Consider the following 19275-nt stretch of genomic DNA (forward strand, 5'->3'; position numbering starts at 1 on the left):
ACCGGTTTTCACCAGTCCCATTTTTGAAGTTTAAACGATTCGATTTAAAGTAAAATACTTATTTCTAATCGTATAGGCCAGAAATTGCTGCGCTTACAATCAATTCGAGTTCTGCGCAGGAGTATTCGGCAGCTTCACCACCTACGTATACAGTGGCACCTTTGATTTGGCAGGACTTGCTGCCCTTGCTGGTGCACTTACCAGAACCCTTGCTTCCTTCGAATGCTTCGCAGAAGGCACCGTACTGGTTGTAGATTTCTTCAGAGGCTTCGACGCAAATGGAGAAGTCTTCACCGTTTGCACTGCAGTTGACGAAATTTGCGTTGCTTCCGCCGTCAAAATCTTCGTCACCTGCTGCAGGGACGTCTTCGGTAGGACTGCTAGGAATGGTTTCCTGGAAGTTGCCGGAGGCCTTGGACACATCACCATCACCGGAGCAGCCAACGAAGGCGGCCATGGCGGTGGCGACAGCGATTGTTACGAGAACTTTCATGACAACCTCAAATTAGAAGTGGATGAAGGCACCCAGGTTTCCTGCGAAGTTATCCAGGGAACTGGTCTGGCTAACAGAAGCTTCGAGGACGAAGTTCTTGAAGGAGAAACGAGCACCAGCGTTTGCGTATGCAGTGGAAGTTGCAAGACGAATGGTGGAATCGTCTTCGGTATGGAGGTTAGCCTTGTTTTCTTCGCCGAGACGGTCGAAGATGACCCAAGTGAAGCTTGCGCCACCGAAGAACATCCAGTTGTCGTTCAGGGTGATTTCTGCCAGCATGTTGGGGGTAGTGTAGAGACCGAATTCAGAACGGTTGTTCTTGGAGTCATCATCCTTGATTTCATCGTACATCACGATGGGGAGGTAGGTGTTGGTACCGAGGAACAGCTGAGCGTTAGCTACGCTTGCAACGGGGAATGCAAGGTTGAAGTTGGGGGTGATTGTGAATCTGGATTCCGGGTTGGTGACTTCGGTAGACTGGTTTCCGGTAGAGGTTTCTTCGGTGCTTGCATGGCGGATGAGAGAAAGACCTGCAGACCAGGCGAGGCTCTTGGCGGAAGGTGCGTTAGAAACGACGGCAGAAATTCCGATATCCCAATAGTCGCGGTCGACTTCAGTCTGATCGTTTTCGGTGTCGGTTTCATCCTGGAAGGTTTCCCAGAATGCGTGTGCGCCGAATTCCAATGCGCCCAGGTTCATAGAGAAGTTCACGCCGATGTTGTCGCCTGCGCCGGTGGTAGAGGCGTCAGATTCAGCGGTGCCTGCCTGAGTGGAAACTTCGTGGGAGGTGAAGGTCTTGCTCAGAGCCAAATCAACGGTAACACCGAGGCCACCAGTTGCGATACCGGCGGTGAGCATTGCGGGGCCGCCGTTGTTGGTGTACTGCATCAAGTAGGTCATGCCACCGCTAGCGAGAGAGACAACGCCTTCTCTTGCAGACGGCTGAACGTACAAGAGGGTACGGCCTGCCATCTTGTGAGGCATAGACATATCGCCATTGATGGTAGCTGCAGCAGCTTCGTTGCCTACAGCGTTATAGGCATTGGCATGCAGAACGTTGAAACCGGTTGCAGGAGCTGCGGCTGCCTGTGCGGGAGCTGCTTCTGCAGTCTTGTCCCAGGAATCTTCTACAGCGGGAGCTGCGGGTGCCGGAGCAGGTGCCGGAGCGGCTTCAGCCTGTTCTTCGGCAGCGGCGGGGGCTGCTTCTTCATATTCGTCGTCATAGTCCTGAGCGACGGCTGCGGAAACTGCAAGAGCTGCAGCAACGGAAACGAGTTTGAAATTCATATATACTCCTTAATTAGTTTGAGCTACAATTTAGCATATAATTTGCTTTTTTTCGAGGTTACGGAGAAGAAAAAAAACATTACGGGCTTTTTTGTAGCATTTATCAACAAAAAACGATTTTATTTGTGTTTTTTTACAAAACAAAAGCGGAACTCCCTAGGGAATTTCGCCTTTGTAAATTGGTCTAACGAAGTGATTACTTCTTAGGCTCAATCTTTTCCATGCCGCCCATGTACGGACGCAGCACTTCAGGAATCAACAGGGAGCCGTCCTTCTGCTGGTAGTTGTCGCAGATGCCCACCATGACGCGCGGAGTAGCAAGGCCAGAACCGTTCAAGGTGTGGATGAAGGTGTTCTTGCCGTTGATCTTGGTCTTGATGTTTGCGCGGCGGGCCTGGTAGTCTTCGAAGTTGGAGCAGGAAGAAACTTCAAGCCACTTCTTTTCTACAGGGGCGTAGACTTCAAGGTCGTAGCACTTTGCAGCGCCGAAACCCAGGTCGCCCTTGCAGAGTGCCAGACGGTGGTAGGGGAGGCCCAGCTTTTCCAAAAGCATTTCGCCGAAGCGGGTCAGTTCTTCGTGATCTTCGTAGGAGTGTTCCGGATGAGCGAAGTAAACCATTTCAACCTTGTTGAACTGGTGCAGGCGCAGGAGGCCGCGGGTGTCCTTACCGTAGGAACCTGCTTCACGACGGAAGCAAGCGGAGTAGGCGCAAATACGCTTGGGGAGTTCGGATTCCGGAATGACTTCGCCAGAGTAGAGGTTGGTCAGAGGAACTTCTGCAGTGGGGATGAGGAACAGATCGTCATCCTTGTCGCAGCGGTACATGTCTTCTTCGAACTTGGGGAGCTGACCGGTACCGCGCATGGTGTTACGGGTAACCAGGTACGGAGGAGTGAATTCTTCGAAGCCGGCCTTCTGGTGTTCGTCCAGGAAGAACTGGATGAGGGCGCGTTCCAGGCGGGAACCAAGACCACGGTAGACCGGGAAGCCGGAACCGGAAATCTTTGCGCCACGTTCAAAGTCGAAAATGCCAAGACGTTCGCCGAGGGTCTTGTGGTCGACGCGGGCGAAGTCATCGTTCTTGGTGTAGTAGTCGAAAGGAATCGGGCCGTCCTTTTCGACCTTATTGTCGCTGGAGTCCTTACCTTCGATGGAGCGGGGAGCGATGTTGGGGACGTGCATGAGCATTTCGGTCTGCTTGTATTCCAGATCCTTCAGCTTCTTGTCCATTTCGTCGATCTTGTTGCCCAGTTCGCGGGTAGCGGCCTGAGCGGCGTCGGCATTTTCGCCCTTCTTCTTCAGTTCACCAATGAGCTTGGACTGAGCGTTACGTTCGCTCTTGAGGCGTTCCACTTCGGTGAGGAGGGGGCGGCGTTCTTCGTCGATGGCGAGAACATTGCGCAGGCTCACGGTAGTATACTTCTTTTCGGTTTCAGCAATATAATATTCCGGATTTTCGCGGATCTTCTTAATGTCAAGCATTTTATGCCTCGGTTAGATAAAAATTTTCGGATGTAATAATAGCAATTATTTTAGGATAATTTTCTGCGTATTCCGTCCCGCTTTCACAATAAACGTTCCTTTATGGCCAATCTTTATGTCTAAAGAACCGTTTGCGTATACCTTTTTGATGTAATTCCCATTCAAATCAAAAATAGAGACGTCTCCGGTGTAGGTTTTTAAGGCCGTGGTCTCGTGCAAAATTCCTGTTTCTTCGTTGTCCGATACGTTATTTGCAGAGGAACTGCTGGAAATGTCTGCCGAATTGGAACTGTTGGCGGGTGTTTCGTTGCCGCTGGCCGGTCTGATTGATTTCGCAATAATGGCTGCCAGTTCGTATGCCCCATTGGCATTGGGGTGGACGTTGTCATTCAGCAGCCATTCCGGCTTATTGAAGGATTCGTGGAGGTCGATGAGTTGTACGCCCTTGTTGGTGGCCACTTCCTTGATCAGGGGGTTGATGACGTTCACGATAACGGTGTCTGTAATGAACCAGTCCCAGTTGTTGGCGTAGGGCTGCAGGGTGGCGTAAATGGTGGGGGCCTGGGGCTGGTGGGCGAAGGTGTCGATAAGGGCCTCGTAGTCCTTCTTCATTTCGTCCAGGAGGTCTGCCCGGGAATAGCCCTTGGAATCGTAGGCGTAGTAGTTGTACCCCGTGGAACTTCCTGCACCGTCGTGGAAATACTTGCTGTCGTTGGTTCCCAGTTCAATGACCACGATGTCGGGCTGGAATTCGTAGGCTTCCTTGAATTTGGGGGACGTCCAGTAGGATTCGTTAGATTTTTTATGGAACATCATACCGGAATGCCCGAAGTTTCCCACTTCGAAGTCATCGCCTAGCATAATCTGCAGGTTTTGCGGATATGTTTTTTCGTCCCAGTTTAAGCCGTATCCGAATGTGATGCTGTTGCCGACGCAGGCCACCTTTGTGGCGAAGGCTCCAGATGCCGTGAAAATCGAGATGGCGGCGATGGTGGTAAGTTGTCTTAAATCCATAGAAATCCTCATACGAAACAGAAAATAAAAAATGGCTGCGGTGTTGTTGAGGTTTACATCATTTTTTTATAGGTAGCAGTAATAATTTGAATGCCTACATATATATTCCAAATTGGAATGGGAATTTAAAAGGAGTGCAAAAAATGAGAATTCTTCCCCTGCTAATGATTGCCGCAACCGTTTCTTTCGCCCAGTGGGGTGGTGGCGGTGGAAAGTCCATCAACGATTATAAGAAGGTGTCTGTTTCCGGGCGCGACATCCATGTGTACGCCCCGTCGAATCTGGCGCCGAAGAGCCCGCTGCTTCTTTCGCTGCACGGCATGGACCAGGATCCCAATTACCAGCAGGATATGACCCACTGGGAAACTGTGGCCGATACGGCTGGTTTCGTGGTGGTGTACCCTAGAGGCGGTACGGGAATGTCTACCTGGGATATCCAGGGCGATAAGGATACCAAGTGGGTGACCGAAATTATTAACCAGATGGTCAAGGATTACGATATCGATACCAAGCGCGTCTACCTTTCCGGTTTCTCTATGGGAGGTATGTTTACTTACCACGCCATGAGCAAGATTGCCGACAAGATCGCCGCTTTCGCTCCCTGTTCCGGCCCCAATGTGTATGGTGCGTCCAAGGCCATGCGCCCGGTTCCCATTTTCCACCCTCACGGAACCAATGACGATGTGTTGCAGTATAGCTCGCTGGAAAGTTTCCTGAAGAATTATCGTGACCAGTTTAACTGCCCGGCTCAGGCCGAAGTCACGGAAAACTATCCCAATAGCGAAAACCGGGCAACCCTTTACAGCTGGGGCCCTTGCGATGATGGCGTCTATATCAAGCACCTGAAACTTCAGGGCCGTGGTCATAGCCCGTCCAAGGCCGATGTTTCCGACATCTGGAATTTCGTGAAGCAATACTCCCTGGATGGCGTGGCTGAACCGATCGTGGTTCCCACCAATAGGGATACCGTTTTCAACGGTACTTTCTCTGATTCCCTGAAGTTGGCTGGTTGGTCTCTGACCGTTCATAGCGGTGACGGTACTTTCAAGTTTAACGAAGGCAAGGGCGAAATCAATGTGACCAAGGTGGGTACCAACGCCTACGACGTACAGGTGATTCAGAACGGCATGCATTACGAAAAGGGCAAGAGCTACAAGCTGACCTTTGATGCCTATGCTTCCGTTGCAAGGACTCTCGAAGTGAACCTGGAAAAGGATACGGACCCGTGGACCAGCTACCTGGGCGAAGCCGCCACCTTCGACCTTGGCACAACATCCAAGACTTATGAAATCATGTTCACCATGAACGAACCTACCGATGAAAATGGCCGTATTTCCATTAATGCTGGTCTTGCCACAGGATCTGTGTTCATCGATAATGTCAAGCTGACCGAAGTTACTTCTGACGAGGTGGGCTTGGCCAAGAACCGTCTTATGCTGTCTAGCGAAACCTCGTTCCGCGTGTACAACTTGAAAGGGGCTTTTGTATGTAAGCTCAATTCTCGCCCCGGTGAAATTCAGACTCGACTGAATTCCATGAACCTTAACAAGGGCTTGTACATTGTGAAAAACGGCGCTCTAAACAGGATATTCTCTGTAAAGTAGGTTGTTTTAACTAAATTTAAGAGCGATGAAGTATTGCCTGAAAGTCGCTCTAGCTTTTTTGTGGCTATGCACCCTGACGGTTCTGTCGGGGTGTTATAGCTTTACTGCGAGTACGCTTCCCAGTCATATCAAGACGGTGAACATCCATGAAGTTGACGATAAGACTCTGGATCCGGTGCTGGCAAACGACATCTATACCGCTGTCGTAGATATGTTCAAGAAGAATGCCGGTGGCGTTCGCGTTATCAAGTCCGAGGCCAATGCCGACTTCGAGGTGACCCTGCTGTCTTATACCAACAAGCCCATGGACTATAACAGCAACAGCGATGTGGAATCTTACCGCGTAACGATCCGCGTCGGGGTCAAGTTCTACGACAACGTCAAGGAACGAATCATCTACGAAAACAAGTCTCTGTCTGCCGAAGGAACCTACGACGTTCAGGCCAACGAAACCGAAGACCGCCACGGTCAGACAAGAGCCATCGAAAAACTCCAAGACCTGATCATCACCAACGCCCTGGCAAAGTGGTAGTCGCTCCGCGACGATTTTAAATGAGGGCTGCCCTGGCAAAGTGGTAGTCGCTCCGCGACGAATTTTTAAATAAAGTCTTCGACTTTTACGGGGGCTTCGTTTAGGAGGGCTTCGGTCAGGGTGCTGCCTTTGTAGGTCAGCTTTAAGCTGAAGAAGGGTTCGCCGCGTTCCAGCAGGGCCAGGAATATCAGGTCGCCGTCCCAGTGGGGGAGTTTCGCCACGTCGGCCTTGGGAACCCATTCCAGATTACCTTCGTCGCATTCCTTGATTTCGCCAGTCCATTGGGTGGCGGTAAAAAGGTGCATGAATTCCGTCTGGTCCATGCCATCGCTAATGAAGGTTACGATACCGCGATACTTGGGGCGCACCAGGGTAAGCCCGGTTTCTTCCAGGGCTTCGCGCTTGATGCAGTCTTCGGGGGATTCCCACTCCTCGAACTTTCCGCCGATGCCGATCCACTTGTCCTTATTGATGTCGTTCTTTTTCTTGACGCGGTGGAGCAGCAGGTACTTGTCGTCCTGTTCGATATAGCAGAGAGTGGTGTTTATCATGGACCCAAATTTAGCTTAGTGGGTCACCTGGCGGTAATAAGCTTCCAGCTTTTCGCGGCAGTTCACGAAGCTTTGCTTGAGGCGGGGGTCAAAATGCGTACCCATGGAACCCATGATAATCTCGTTTGCATTGGAGAAAGACATGCGTTCCTTGTAGCAACGGCGACTGACCAGGGCGTCGTAAACGTCGGCCACGGCCATGATGCGGGCTTCGAAGGGAATCAGTTCCCCGGCCAGTCCATGGGGGTAGCCACTTCCGTCGAAACGTTCATGGTGGTAGTGGGCTACGTTACGGGCAATCTGCACCAGGTACGGGTCTTCGATAGAAGAAAGCAGGTTCTCTACGATGACGGCGCCCTTGGCGGCATGGGACTTCATGATGTTGTATTCTTCGTCGGTGAACTTGCCCGGCTTGCGCAAGATCATGTCGTCGATGGCGATCTTACCGATGTCATGCATAGGGGCGGCAACGATCAGAGCCTCATAGAATTTCTTGGGCAAGTTGAAACTGGGGTCTCGCTGCATCTCTTCGGTCAGGATGGCCACAACCTTGCTGGTACGCTTGATATGGCCGCCGGTATTGGAGTCGCGGCTTTCGACCATGCTGGCCATGTTCACGATCATCTGTTCCTGGATGGCGTGAATCTGGGAGGCGTTGCTCTTGGCCAACTGCTGCAGACGGTTGTTGTCGCTACCCAGCATCTGCACGTAGCGGTGGTATTCCGTATCTTCTTCGATTTTGAATAAAGTTGCGTAATCCCTGTCGGAATTGCCGGACTTCTTGACGGTGCACTTGAAGTGCCGGTCGCCGGTCTCGAATTCCTTTTCGTGGATGACGTTACCCTGGCGAATTTCGTTTGCCCATTCCTTAAAGAACTGCACGACACCGGGTTTGTTAGGCAAGGTATGGTCTACACGGCATTCCAGCAATTCGGGGAAATGGTTGTAGGCGATCTCGTTTCCGCCCAGGAATTTTTCGCTGGTAGAAATGGAAGCGTAGCCGTTGGCGTTTCCTGCTTCCAGGGAGCGGAGTACGCTTTCGCTGATGTCATAGTGTTTGACACGTTCGCAGATATACAGTAACAGGAACTGGTCGAATACATAGACCGCCGGCATGATCAGCATATCGTTTTCCATGAAGCGGGCCAACAGGAAAGAAGCGATAGTGGAAGTTTCGATCAGGGCCAGGGCGAACAGGCTCTTGTAAGAGACGTTCTTCTTCTTGAAGAAGGTGTGGACGATAATGCTTACGTTTGCGACCAGGTAGACAAGGAGCATGACGTTGAACAGGTCATGACCCCAGCCGTAGTTCTGTACTACATAGTTACCCACACCGCTGGCGACTGCATAGGCAAAATCCTTATAATAGAGGTCGCTGTAGCCGATGGTGCAGACCATGCCGAAGATGGCAAAGCTGAGCAGGAACAGTACCAGCTGATAAGCCTGCTGGAAACGGACATGGCACACCTGCAAGATGGCGCAGAACAAGAAGAAGGGGAGGAATGCAGAACCTGCATAGCTCATCTTGACGGCCATAATGGCGCCGTCGGCCGTCTGAGACAAAGCCAGGAGCAAAAGTCCCGCGCAGCAGATGAATAGAGCGAAGAATAACAGCGAATAAAGATGCGTGTTTCTTCCGTAGTTACGGAAATGCAGCACGTTGTTGATGGCTGCCAGAACGCACATTGTTATTAAATACCCAATAATCATACACAAAACTTCCTGAAATCAAATGTAAAAATTCAAAAACGAAAGTCCGCCTGCTTACAGAAATATGTTGCTAATATTATGTGTTGAGAAGTTTACAACACTTGGCCGCACAAACGATTGACTAGCAAACCACTTGGTTCTTGCCGTTTTTCTTGGCTTGATAGAGCAACCGGTCAGTCCTTCTAATCCACGGTCCCAATGACTCGTTGGCTATGTGCATCGAAACACCCACAGAAATGGAAAAGTGGAAATTTTCCGTGTCGGAATGGACTTCTCGCTTCCTGATTTCTTCAAGCAAGGTCTGCATGATTTGTGGAGATACCTTGGAATTATTGCCGCTGACCAAAAATTCCTCGCCACCCCAGCGGCTGATAACGCAATCCTTGCAAATCTTTTTCATCTGGTTGGCGAGAATCATCAGAACCTGGTCGCCAATGTCGTGACCGTAGGTGTCGTTGATTTTCTTGAAGTTGTCTACATCGATCATGGCCAGCCACTGATTGGATGCCGCATTCTTATCGGCTAAAATCGGATCCAGTCTTGACATCATGTAGTATCTGTTGGCAAGCCCGGTCAGGGCGTCAAAATCAGCCTGCTTGATCAGCTTTTCTTCGGTCTTGATAATCAGTTTAGACGTTACCTGTGAGAAGCTGACCAAAAAGAAACACACCGCTCCCAGATTCATGCACAGAAACGCCAGCTTGACTGCCCCGCCGATCTGGTAGATTGGCCCTGCATAAACGGAATAGAGGGAGGAAACCATGCAGGAAATGACGATGAAAACCGAAAAGAGATTGGGCTTCGGATCGGGCTGCTTAAACTTCTTGGCCATGTACCGGATGTGGTAAATCAGGGGGATGGTGGACATGGCGTACAGCTGGAATCCGTAATCATAGCCGAGACATATGGTACAAATGAACATGTACAAGGTAAGCATGGTGTAGGTGGTCCATGTGACCTTGGTAAACTGTTTTTTGCGGATCCAGTAATAATGGAAAAAGTAGAAGCAGGCTACCGGGATGGAATAGTAGGCGAGGAACGTGGCGCCCATGAAGTAGTAAAAGGCCATCATCACGATGACCAGCACCGTAAGCACGGTGTTCACGACAAAGGCTGCCTTCTTAAGATCGTTTAGATTGGAAAGCATTAGACGACCACCTGGTTCTTGCCGTTTTCCTTGGCCTTGTACAAGAGCTTGTCGGCCCTGGTAACCCAGGTATCCAAGGTGTCGTTGGGTGTCTTATGGGTAACGCCGACCGAGATGGTAAAATGGATGTTACCGTGAGGGCTCTGTACAGAAACGCTCTCGACTTTTTTTACCAGATTTTCTAGAAGGGTCTGCGGATCTCCCTTGCCGCAAATCAAGAATTCCTCGCCGCCCCAGCGGCTGACTTCGCAGTCCTGGCAAACCTTGCGCAATGTTTCCGCCAACTTTTCAAGAACCCGGTCGCCGGTGGCGTGGCCGTACTTGTCGTTGATTTTCTTGAAGAAGTCGATGTCCAGCATGGCCACCCAGATGTTCTCGGAACTGTCGGTGAATTTGTTAGCCTGTCCGTCGGACTGTTCCTGGGATTCAAAGATTTCCTTCAGGTAGTCCTGCATCCTGTAACGGTTGGCAAGCCCGGTCAGGGCGTCAAAGTTAGCTTGCCTTCCCAGCATTATCTCAAAATCGATAATCTGGTTGATGGTGTTGCTAGAAAAGAAAATCAGGAAGTAGCACACAATGCAGATGTTCATCCCCAAAAAAATCAGGGGCGGTAGGCCGCCGATATGGTAGATGGGCCCCACCTTCACTGTGTACAGCGAAGAAATTAGGCTAGAAAGGAGGATGATGATGGAAAATCCGGCGGCCTTGGGGTCCCGCTGGTTGAATTTCTTGGAAATGTACTTCAGCTGGAAAATCAGGGGGATGGTGGACATGGTGTACAGCTGGAACCCGTAATCGTAGCCCAGGCATATGGTGCAAACGACCATGTACAAGGTGAGTAGGGCGTAGGTGCTCCAGGTGGATTCCACCATCCTGCGATTCCGGATCAGCAAGAAGTTGAAGGCGTATCCCAGGGCGATGAAGATGGAAAAGGTGACCAGGATATGGGCGCCGATGGCGTAGTAAATGACCATCATGATTAGCGTCAGGGCGATCATGAGGACGTTCATTCGGTTGGCGATTGTCTGGTTTTCTTGCAACCCTTTCTGGTTGGTGTCGGACACGATATGCATCTCCTTTCTTCTTGTAAAGAAAAGTAAATAAAAAATGACGGAAAATGGAGATTTTTGGGGGCCTGCATAAAAAAAGACCCGCCAAAGACGGGTCTTTTTAACTGTCTAACTGTTAATATGTGATGTTTATCAAACGCGAATGGTTTTCTGCGTTTTTGTTAATGCACTCCGTTGCCTTCGGGGACGTCGCAGGTGACAGCCTTGCCATCGATTTCCAGTGCGATGGGGGCGGCGCCTTCGCCTGCGGTGCAGAACACTTCGCCGTTCTTGACGGAGAGAGCGATCTTGTCGAAATCCTTCAGCTTCAGTTCGCGAGGTTCGCTGGGCTGAACACCCTTGAACAATGCGCGGTCACCGGGCTTTGCGCCTTCGGGTACAGCCACCAGGCGGCACTTGTGGGATTCTGCTTCCAGGTCGCCTGCGAAGAGCATGCCTGCGCTCATGATACCGCGGAGGGGGGCCGGCTTCAGGTTTGCGAACAAGAGAATCATACGATCCTTAAGTTCGGATGCTTCGTAGCTAGCCTTGAGGCCGGAGCAAACGGTGCGGAGTTCGCCTTCGCCTGCGTCCACCTTCAGAACGTAGAGGGATGTTGCATCCGGATGGTCAGCCACTTCAACGATCTTTGCGGCGCGGAGGTCCATGGCGGCAGGAACATCGGCTGCGGTCAGGGGCTTGTTCTGCTTGGGCTTCTGCTGCTGTTGCTGCTGCTGGGGCTTCACTTCTTCTTCGATGCGGGGGAACAGGGGCTTGCCTTCACCGAAAGCTTCGCCACCCTTCATGAGACCCCAGACCAGGTCTTCAGCGCTTTCGAACTTGGTGCCCAGCATCTTGAGGCCTTCTTCAGCCTTGGTGGGGATCACCGGCCACAGCATGCAGAGGCTGAGGCGCACGGCTTCTGCGGCCACGTAAAGAACGGTAGCCAGTTCATCCTTGAGGGCCGGGTCCTTGGCCAGCTTCCAGGGAGCCTTGATTTCAAAGTAGCGGTTGATGCTACGGACCAGACTCATGATATTTTCGATGGACTGGGACAGGCGAGCCTGGGGCAGGTCCTGCTTGATGTCTTCGATGACCTTCTTGGCCAGGTTCATTACGTCGTTGGCGGCGTCATCCATGACCACGGCTGCGGGGAGCTTGCCTTCGAAGTTGGTGAGCACCAGCTTGTGGACGCGGTTCAGAACGTTACCCAGGTCGTTTGCCAAGTCGGCGTTAATGCGACGGACAAAGGAATCGTGGGTGAAGTTTGCGTCCTGGCCAACCACCATTTCGCGGGCCAGGTAGTAGCGGAAGGCGTCGTCGCCGTACTTTTCCATGTAGTCCATGGGCTTTACGACGTTACCGGCAGACTTACTCATCTTTTCGCCGCCGTTCACCAGCCACCAGCCGTGGGCCAGAATATGCTTGGGCAGAGGAATGTCCAGAGCCATGAGCATGGTGGGCCAGTAAACGCTGTGGGTGGTCAAGATGTCCTTACCGATCAGGTGGTAGGTGGCGGGCCAGATGGGGGTGCCGTCAGCAAAAGTTTTGTGGAAAGCGGTGGAGGCGCTCACGTAGTTGAGCAAAGCGTCGAACCACACGTAGGTCACGTAGTCGCCATCGAAAGGCAGAGGAATGCCCCAGCTAAGGCGAGCCTTCGGGCGGCTGATGCAAAGGTCGTTCAGCGGCTGACGGAGGAAGCCCAGGATTTCGTTACGACGGTAGTCGGGAACGATCCAGTCGGGATTGGCGTTCAAATGGTCGATGAGCTGCTGCTGGTACTTGCTCATCTTGAAGAAGTAGTTCTTTTCCTTCAACCATTCCACCGGGCGGTGGCTAATGGGGTCGCACTTGTTTTCGTCCAGTTCGTCTTCGCCGAAGAAACGTTCTTCGCCAACGGAATACCAGCCTTCGTATTCCTTGGAATAGATTTCGCCCTTGTCCCAGAGCTTCTGGAGGCATTCCTGAACGTAAGCCTTATGTTCGGGATAGGTGGTGCGGATAAAGAAGTCGTTGCAGATGCCCATCTTCTTCCAGAGATCTTCGAAGTGATGGTAGTATTCATCCACATGGGCCTGGGGGTCCACTTCGCGCTTGGCGGCAGCACGCTGCACCTTCTGGCCGTGTTCATCGGTACCGGTCAAAAAGAAGGTCTGGTAGCCAAGAATCTTGTGGAAACGAGTAAGAATGTCTGCAAGGACGGTGGTGTAGGAGTGCCCGATATGGGGGGCATCATTCACATAGTAAATCGGGGTAGTAACGTAAAAGTTCTTCATATGCGCCCAAATTTAAAAAAAGACCGGGGGCGTGGCCTCGGTCCTATTATAAAATTAGCTTTTTATAGTTGCTTAACCCATTAGAAAGTCAAGTCTACGCCAATACCCACCATCTGGTTTTCACGATCGTAGTTGTTCTTGCCGTAGGCTTCCTTGTCGCCCTTCCATTCGTAGTAGAAACTGTGGAAGTAGCCCAGGTTGATCTTCATCCAGTCGGTGGCCTTGAAGGCGATACCGCCGCCGTAGCTGTTGGCATCGACGTTCATGTTCATTTCGGTCAGGTACTTGTCGCTGACTCCAATGCGTGAGAACTGGGCGCCTGCGCTAAGAGTCAAGCGGGAGATGATATCCCATTCGAAGCCCACCAGCATTTCGTTGGTGCTTTCCAGGTACTTGTCACCACCGTTTGCGTAGTTGGCGGCGGCATCAAAGAACCTGTGGTAGCCAAGTGCGCCGCGAACGCCCTGCACGAATTCGAACTGGGCGCCTACAGAAAGGTAGCTAGGCATGTCGGCATCGGTCTTTACGCCGTCTGCATAGTTGGGGAAGGAGGCGGCCAGCTGCTTGGGCATCTTCTTGGTGTCGTTTTCAAGTTCCATGCGGGTGCGGTATTCGAACTTGGCGGCGACAGTCAGGCGCTTGTAGCGTACGTCCATGCTGAGGATCGGGGTGACGCCGTAGCCGGTCTGGTCCACGTCCATTTCGGCTTCGCCCATGCCGAGTTTGGAAAGGTCTGCCTTGACCTTGTAGTTGTTGGTGGCGTAGTTGAAGCGGGCGCCTACGTAACCTGAAATGTAGTCGTTAAAACGGTAGGCGGAACCCAGGGTCCATCCGAAGATGTAGCTGGAACCTTCAAGTTCGGCGCTGCCGCCGATGTCGCTTAGCAGCATGCCCTTGGTAAGGGGATTACTGAGGGTGAATGCGTCAAACATGGGGAGTCCGTCATCGTAAGTGACGGTGCCGCCACCACCGGCGATGGTGAATGCGCCAGAAACGGTCACGTTGTTGTGGTGCCATGCGGCCAGGAAACTGGGCATGCTGGGCACGAAGGCTTCGCCTACATATTCCTTTTCGGCGCCGGTGGCGAAGGTGGTGTTGATGATTCGCTTCTGCCAGACGGTCTGGCTGTTCAAGGAGATGTTCCAGGTCTTCTGGAATTCGGTGGTTCCTGCCGGGTTGGTGTAGACGGCGTCCACATCGGTGGAGGCATCGCGGGCGATACCACGTACGAAATGGGCGGTCTGGTTGGTGTTATGGGTGAGGCCGCCTGCAAAACTGGGGGTAATGGCGCAAGGAATGGCCACGAGGACTGCCGCAAATAGCTTGGAGGTGCGGTTCATAAGGATGTTTCCTATGGTTGAAAAGTCGTTTTTGATGGTCAAAAACTCTCGCCAAAGATAGAAGAAACAGCTGATATTAATAATATAGAATGCTTATATAAATATTACGTAAGAAACAAAACACAGTTTCCGTGAAAAAAGTAAGAAACTGGCGTCAGGGTGTAAATTCGATACAAAGTGCCCCAAAAGTTCTTTTAACCGGCTTTGGTTCATTTCCCATCAGTATCTTGAAAATCTAGTTGCTAAATTTTTCGCTCTAATTGTTTTTCTAACTTGTCCTTTCGTGGATAAGATTAGAGATATTATTTCTGAAAATACTTTGATGGGGCAGCTGGTTACGCTGTTCTTGGTGATTGTGGCCATTATCATTCTTGTTTGGTCCTTTCACAAGGTGATCGGTCGTATGACCAAGCGCGGGCTGGACCCGGCGGCGGTGCCCCTGATAACAGATCTGTTCAGGTATTCCCTGTATGTAATAGGCCTTCTTGTAGGGCTGAATATTTTTGGCGTGAATACCAATGGAATTTTGGCCATGATCGGTGCCGCGAGCCTTGCCATTGGCCTTGCCCTTAAGGATACCCTGTCAAATGTGGCTTCGGGTATTTTGCTTTTGTTCCTTAACCCTTTCAAGGCTGGGGATTACATCGAATGCGGAAATGTCAAGGGAAAGATCGGTGGTATCGGGTTGTTTAATACGACCCTCAAGACGACGGATGGCCTGTATGTCTCTGCCCCGAACAGTTCCCTGTGGGGTGCTCCCATTGTGAATTTCAGCCGCAATAAGGTTCGCCGACTGGATTTGTCCGTTGGGGTCGCCTACGGCGCTTCCTTGGACGAGGTGTTTGATATTTTCCGCAAGATGGTCGCCGCAGAAGATCGTTTCCTGAAGGATCCTGCCTCCGCGATCTTTGTTGAGAATTTGGCCGACAGCAGCGTGAACGTTTCGGTACGCGTGTGGGTTCGTGCCAGTGATTTCCCGAGCCTTAAACGGGAATATCTCGAGAAGATAAAGAAATTGCTGGACGAAGGCAAGATTGAAATCCCCTTCCCCCAGCAAGTGGTTTACCTGAAACAGGATTGACTTTTACTCTAGACTACATTTCGTGGAGGTTGTAGCCTAGCATGACTCGGCCGCCGTTGTTGGCAAATCGGGAAATCTCGATGGTGATGGGATCGTTTGTGACGGTCTCGAATTCCACCATTTCGAAGGTGTTGCCGTAGGACATGGAACGGTAATATTTCTTGGAACCGTTTGCCTGGGGGACAGCAACACTCAGGTCCAGATCTTGCTGAATTCGACCGTTTGCAATCTGGTAAATGCCGGAGTTCAGCCAGGAAATGGCGAGCTTGTATTTTTTACCCTTGACCAGGTTCTTCTCGACGAACTTGATGGGTCCATTTTTGAAGAAGTCGTTGTTGTCGCCGATCCAATAGCGGGAACGGTTGCCCTTGATCATACCGCTGAAATTGGGACGGAACATGCCTACTTCAGACCCGCCTCCGTTATAGTTGTCCTTGGTGTAGCGGTTCCTGAGGATGTCGCTAAGGCCGGATGTGAGCAGCAAGGCCTTGACAACTTCGGGATGCCACTTGTAGAACGGATTCTTGGAAATCAGGTCGGTCACCATGGCTGCGGCCAGGGTGGGGGCGGCGCTGGGGTTGGCGGTAACGGCATCGTGGTCTACGAACTGGCCTGTCATAATCTGGGTCACCTTCTTATGACCGTTCAGGTACAGGTAGGTCATGGCGGAGATTTCGGGCTTGACATAGCTGTATCCGTTCTTGAAGTACGGGTTTACATCGTCGTGGGGGAGCATTTCGCCATTGTAGTATTGGTAGGGGGCTACGGAAATGGCGTTGTTGGCCAGGGCGAAGTTGTTCCTTTCGGCCATGGTTGCGAAGTCGATGGTTCTGTTATGGTAGATGAAGTCGTCCAGGATGGCGGCTTCTTCGTCATAGGTCAGCTTGTAGGCTTCGTTATCCTTGAAGATGTAGCCGAAGTAGGAATAATCGTGGACGCCGACGGCAAGGTCTTCGTTTCTGGGGCTATCGGGAAGATAGGTGTAGAAGTCCACGCTGTTGGCGCATGCGGCGTCAAAAAGGTACACGTTGGCAAAGGGCGCGATGTCCATGGCCAGAGTTACGTTGTAGGTTAGTTCCTCGGTCCTGTTGTAGCCGCGGCTCATGCTGAGGTTACATCCTGTCTTTTGCGTAAAGTTGACGTAACCGGGGAATGCCGTACCTTGGCTCATAAAGAACATCCTGGTGGCGACACCGACATAGCCGTTGTCATGGGCGTAGTTTCGAATGCCGTAGACGGAGTTCAGGCCGTTCTTGGTCATGTACATTTCGTTGTTGACCCTGTAGAAGCTGCCCTGGTAATCGTACATGTCGGCACCGAACATGACGGAGTAGGGTGTGGTCTCGTAGGGATATATACCCCTGTAACGGACCTTGATCTGGGGCGTATCATAGTCACCGACTACGGAAGTGTAGTGGTCTTCGAAGTCCTGGACCCTGGTCTTGAATTCGCTAAGGGGAATGTTGGAGCGTTCGTTGAAATCGAAACGATCCGCGTAACCGGTACTGTTGTCGTTGGTGAAGGAGGCGACGACATATCTGCCCAGGCTGGGCTCCTGTTCATTGGGGTTGTAAAGGTCTGCCATGCTGTTGTACAGGCCGCTGTATCTGGTGGCCAGTGGCGTAGCTTCCTGGACCTTCGCCTTTTTCAGAAGGACGGGCTGTTTCTGGTTTGAACCCAGGGCTCGTCCAAGGACGTCCCTTTTTAGCCGGACAGTATTTTCGGAGGCGGAGGCGCACAGGGCCAACGAACCTACGACTACCATTGTTGTAAGTTTTTTCATCTTTGTTCCTTTGTTTGTTACCCTACACAAAAAGATGTGTAAAAACTAATAAATTATACAGTTGTTTCTTAACTTGTACTAAACTATACGTTGTTTTTGTTTACAACAAAGAAATAGAACTTCTGGATGGGCGCAGGATTTTTTTGGGGAAAAAGAAAAAGGCTTCTGGAGTGAACCAGAAACCTTTGAAAATACCCGGATCGCGATTCGAACGCGAGTCTGATCCTTAGGAGGGACCCGTTCTATCCAACTGAACTATCCAGGCAACAACTACGGCGGGGCCTTAGGCCTACTGCCATAAGCGCAACCAAATATAGTATAATTTTTTTGTGGGCGGGAGAAAATACTATCTTTTTGAACGTGAAGAAATCCTTTGTTGTTCTTATCGCGATTTTTGGCGTATTGCTCCTGCTGCCCTTTACTGTGCAGACGGTGGTTGATTTTTGTGGTACCTCCGATGAAGAGGCTGATTCTTCTGTTTCTGGCGGTCCGCGGCTCTTGTCCTTTGACATTTTCAAGGATACTTTTTACGGGCCTTTCAAGCGTGAGGCATCCATGGTGGATAACGCCCGCAAGTTGAAGGCTGCCTGGCATGACGCCCGTGAGAACGTTGCTGCCGGCTCCAATGAGGGGGAACTGTCCCAGAATCTGGAACCTGTGGTAAATGCCCTTTCGGATCTTGAATCTGCGACTTTTGCGGTAAATACTTATGCGCAGCTGGACACGGCTGACGATGACTACAAATTGCTCCGCCGTGCTGACACTCTGTTGTATGTTCTGGAAGATGAACCGGAACATTTCCCGGAACTGGATTCCTGTTTGCGCGTGATTACGGAACGCTTTAGTGATTTTTCTGTATTGCGCGCCTTGGATGGTATTAGACGTTATGGTGTCTGGAAGGGAAGCTATCTCAGGGCTTTCGAAAAAACTGTGGAAAATGAAAATGCCTTGGTTCTGGCCATTCGTCCCAAGTACCAGCTGACGGTGTGGAAACTGTTCAGTGAGCCGGGCGAGAAGGTGGTCCTGGGGAATAATCCAGCAGATCTTTCTTCTGACCCGTGGCTTTATTACCGCCAGGATGTGGAATTTCTGGTTCAGCCGTCTCCGTTTGATGAACGCGCAGCCAAGTTAGACGATCCCATTAAGGCAATCCAAAAATTTAGGGACCAACTGAAGGCCAAGGGTGTGGAACTTCTGGTGGTGGTGGTTCCTGGTAAACCCAGCATCTACCCGGAACGACTGACCGGAGATAATGATATTAAGCCTGTGATGGGTGGCGGCGACTATAGAGGTCATGGCAAGACCGTTCTGGATAGCCTTACTGCCCTGGGCTTCAATACGGTAGACCTTTACACTCCCTTGTGGGCGGCCAAGGCCAACGATGGTGAACTGGGTGCCCTGTACTTGAATGACGATACCCACTGGACTCCTCGAGGCGCGGAACTGGCTGCCTGGGAAATCTACACCAAGGTTCAGAAGATGGTGGAAGATAGTCTGGTTGATGTGGGACCGGAATCTATAGAGTATGATGTTCAGGATAGTGCCGCAGACCGTATGGGTGACATCGGAGAAATGAGCGGCCTGAACAAGTTCAAAGTGTTTAAGTCCCAGAAGGTGATGGGCCATGTGGTTGTCCCATTCAAGGATGATTTCCGCAATGCGAAGATCCTGATTCTCGGGGACAGTTTCAGCCGAATTTACCAGACGGATTCCCCGGTGAACGCCGGCTGGATCGCACATTTCGCCAAGGACATGAAGCGTCCGGTGGCAAGCATTGTAAGCGATGGCGGTGCAAGTACTTTGGTCCGCGAAAAGCTGGCTCGTCGAGCTGGTGTGCTGAAGGGCAAGAAGCTCTTGATCTGGGAATTTGTGGAACGCGATCTGCGCTTTGGCGCAGAAGGCTGGAAGACGGTAGACTTTTAATC

General features: G+C 51.3%; 15 protein-coding genes and 1 tRNA gene. 4 read left to right on the top strand and 12 right to left on the bottom strand.

What is annotated here, in order from left to right; translation table 11 throughout:
* Positions 1 to 64 precede the first annotated feature (64 nt).
* The 4 genes from B7992_RS05920 to B7992_RS05935 form a co-directional block, all read right to left on the bottom strand.
* Positions 65 to 493, bottom strand: coding sequence for a hypothetical protein (locus B7992_RS05920; protein WP_088665781.1), 429 nt, complete (start codon positions 491 to 493; stop codon positions 65 to 67).
* 12 nt (positions 494 to 505) lie between these two features.
* A complete protein-coding gene (locus tag B7992_RS16925; protein ID WP_073286430.1) occupies positions 506 to 1780 on the bottom strand; it encodes a hypothetical protein in 1275 nt (424 codons plus the stop codon).
* 196 nt (positions 1781 to 1976) lie between these two features.
* Positions 1977 to 3263 carry a serine--tRNA ligase gene (gene serS / locus B7992_RS05930; protein ID WP_088665782.1) on the bottom strand — a complete coding sequence of 429 codons (1287 nt, stop codon included), beginning with the start codon at positions 3261 to 3263 and terminating at the stop codon, positions 1977 to 1979.
* 45 nt (positions 3264 to 3308) lie between these two features.
* Positions 3309 to 4277: a GDSL-type esterase/lipase family protein gene (locus B7992_RS05935; RefSeq protein WP_176421862.1), complete on the bottom strand. Its 969-nt coding sequence runs from the start codon at positions 4275 to 4277 to the stop codon at positions 3309 to 3311.
* A 143-nt stretch (positions 4278 to 4420) separates the two neighbouring features.
* Between B7992_RS05935 and B7992_RS05940 the strand changes: the two genes are divergently transcribed.
* The gene (locus B7992_RS05940) at positions 4421 to 5881 is read left to right on the top strand and encodes a carbohydrate binding domain-containing protein (RefSeq protein WP_088665784.1); all 1461 of its coding nucleotides are present in this window, start codon (positions 4421 to 4423) and stop codon (positions 5879 to 5881) included.
* Between the two features lie 25 nt (positions 5882 to 5906).
* A complete protein-coding gene (locus tag B7992_RS05945) occupies positions 5907 to 6413 on the top strand; it encodes an LptE family protein (RefSeq protein ID WP_073160477.1) in 507 nt (168 codons plus the stop codon).
* Positions 6414 to 6478: 65 nt separating this feature from the next.
* On the opposite strand, the gene B7992_RS05950 is transcribed toward B7992_RS05945, so the two are convergent.
* The 6 genes from B7992_RS05950 to B7992_RS05975 form a co-directional block, all read right to left on the bottom strand.
* Positions 6479 to 6964: an 8-oxo-dGTP diphosphatase gene (locus B7992_RS05950; RefSeq protein WP_073160479.1), complete on the bottom strand. Its 486-nt coding sequence runs from the start codon at positions 6962 to 6964 to the stop codon at positions 6479 to 6481.
* Positions 6965 to 6979: 15 nt separating this feature from the next.
* Positions 6980 to 8674, bottom strand: a complete 1695-nt coding sequence (locus B7992_RS05955; protein WP_088665785.1) for an HD domain-containing phosphohydrolase — start codon at positions 8672 to 8674, stop codon at positions 6980 to 6982.
* 121 nt (positions 8675 to 8795) lie between these two features.
* On the bottom strand, positions 8796 to 9821 hold the full coding sequence (locus B7992_RS05960) for a GGDEF domain-containing protein (protein WP_088665786.1): 1026 nt from the start codon (positions 9819 to 9821) through the stop codon (positions 8796 to 8798).
* A complete protein-coding gene (locus B7992_RS05965) occupies positions 9821 to 10894 on the bottom strand; it encodes a GGDEF domain-containing protein (RefSeq protein WP_088665787.1) in 1074 nt (357 codons plus the stop codon). Before B7992_RS05965 ends, B7992_RS05960 begins: the two co-directional genes overlap by 1 nt.
* Before the next feature lie 158 nt (positions 10895 to 11052).
* Positions 11053 to 13146 carry a methionine--tRNA ligase gene (gene metG / locus B7992_RS05970; protein ID WP_088665788.1) on the bottom strand — a complete coding sequence of 698 codons (2094 nt, stop codon included), beginning with the start codon at positions 13144 to 13146 and terminating at the stop codon, positions 11053 to 11055.
* 80 nt (positions 13147 to 13226) lie between these two features.
* On the bottom strand, positions 13227 to 14528 hold the full coding sequence (locus B7992_RS05975) for an OmpP1/FadL family transporter (protein WP_141100384.1): 1302 nt from the start codon (positions 14526 to 14528) through the stop codon (positions 13227 to 13229).
* 241 nt (positions 14529 to 14769) lie between these two features.
* Here B7992_RS05975 and B7992_RS05980 point away from each other — a divergent pair, with 241 nt between their 5' ends.
* Positions 14770 to 15567, top strand: a complete 798-nt coding sequence (locus B7992_RS05980; RefSeq protein ID WP_141100385.1) for a mechanosensitive ion channel family protein — start codon at positions 14770 to 14772, stop codon at positions 15565 to 15567.
* 13 nt (positions 15568 to 15580) lie between these two features.
* On the opposite strand, the gene B7992_RS05985 is transcribed toward B7992_RS05980, so the two are convergent.
* Together B7992_RS05985 and B7992_RS05990 are read right to left on the bottom strand one after the other, a co-directional pair.
* On the bottom strand, positions 15581 to 17350 hold the full coding sequence (locus tag B7992_RS05985; protein ID WP_141100386.1) for a hypothetical protein: 1770 nt from the start codon (positions 17348 to 17350) through the stop codon (positions 15581 to 15583).
* Between the two features lie 192 nt (positions 17351 to 17542).
* Positions 17543 to 17615 (bottom strand) — tRNA-Arg (locus tag B7992_RS05990).
* A gap of 95 nt (positions 17616 to 17710) precedes the next feature.
* Here B7992_RS05990 and B7992_RS05995 point away from each other — a divergent pair.
* A complete protein-coding gene (locus B7992_RS05995; protein ID WP_088665816.1) occupies positions 17711 to 19273 on the top strand; it encodes a hypothetical protein in 1563 nt (520 codons plus the stop codon).
* Positions 19274 to 19275 lie beyond the last annotated feature (2 nt).

Origin of the sequence: Fibrobacter sp. UWH1 (genome assembly GCF_002210365.1) — a bacterium.
Lineage (GTDB): Bacteria > Fibrobacterota > Fibrobacteria > Fibrobacterales > Fibrobacteraceae > Fibrobacter.

Excerpts from the sequence above, each read along its gene's own strand:
- B7992_RS05920 (WP_088665781.1), bottom strand. The coding sequence starts at position 493 with ATGAAAGTTCTCGTAACAATCGCTGTCGCCACCGCCATGGCCGCCTTC.
- B7992_RS16925 (WP_073286430.1), bottom strand. The coding sequence starts at position 1,780 with ATGAATTTCAAACTCGTTTCCGTTGCTGCAGCTCTTGCAGTTTCCGCA.
- serS (WP_088665782.1), bottom strand. The coding sequence starts at position 3,263 with ATGCTTGACATTAAGAAGATCCGCGAAAATCCGGAATATTATATTGCT.
- B7992_RS05935 (WP_176421862.1), bottom strand. The coding sequence starts at position 4,277 with ATGGATTTAAGACAACTTACCACCATCGCCGCCATCTCGATTTTCACG.
- B7992_RS05940 (WP_088665784.1), top strand. The coding sequence starts at position 4,421 with ATGAGAATTCTTCCCCTGCTAATGATTGCCGCAACCGTTTCTTTCGCC.
- B7992_RS05945 (WP_073160477.1), top strand. The coding sequence starts at position 5,907 with ATGAAGTATTGCCTGAAAGTCGCTCTAGCTTTTTTGTGGCTATGCACC.
- B7992_RS05950 (WP_073160479.1), bottom strand. The coding sequence starts at position 6,964 with ATGATAAACACCACTCTCTGCTATATCGAACAGGACGACAAGTACCTG.
- B7992_RS05955 (WP_088665785.1), bottom strand. The coding sequence starts at position 8,674 with ATGATTATTGGGTATTTAATAACAATGTGCGTTCTGGCAGCCATCAAC.
- B7992_RS05960 (WP_088665786.1), bottom strand. The coding sequence starts at position 9,821 with ATGCTTTCCAATCTAAACGATCTTAAGAAGGCAGCCTTTGTCGTGAAC.
- B7992_RS05965 (WP_088665787.1), bottom strand. The coding sequence starts at position 10,894 with ATGCATATCGTGTCCGACACCAACCAGAAAGGGTTGCAAGAAAACCAG.
- metG (WP_088665788.1), bottom strand. The coding sequence starts at position 13,146 with ATGAAGAACTTTTACGTTACTACCCCGATTTACTATGTGAATGATGCC.
- B7992_RS05985 (WP_141100386.1), bottom strand. The coding sequence starts at position 17,350 with ATGAAAAAACTTACAACAATGGTAGTCGTAGGTTCGTTGGCCCTGTGC.